The following is a 223-nucleotide window of genomic DNA, read 5'->3' as shown; positions in this document are numbered from 1 at the left end:
TGTTATGACAAACGCGCAAACTCGTGGAATCAATAAAAGCAATGCCTGTGGGTTTTCCTTTTAATTGAGTCAGATAACTGCATAGTGGCATCAAAACGAAAGGGGCAACACTAATAAAACGGGTATAACTGAGCAAAGCGGGAAAATCGTTGTGATGATATTTCCAAATCTGCGCCAGATAAAAATGTTTAAAATCACGGTAATGTGACAGATGAAAGAGGAT

Annotated in this window: 1 pseudogene; it reads right to left on the bottom strand. The window is 38.6% G+C overall.

The annotated features are described in order from the left end of the window. Positions 1-223 (bottom strand): annotated as a pseudogene (locus tag PSI23_RS22520) (IS982 family transposase); the annotation flags it as partial.

Origin of the sequence: Xenorhabdus yunnanensis (genome assembly GCF_028598805.1) — a bacterium.
Taxonomy (GTDB): Bacteria; Pseudomonadota; Gammaproteobacteria; order Enterobacterales; family Enterobacteriaceae; genus Xenorhabdus; species Xenorhabdus yunnanensis.
Note: the sequence above shows the minus strand (reverse complement) of the source record. Positions and strands in the feature narration are given on the sequence as shown.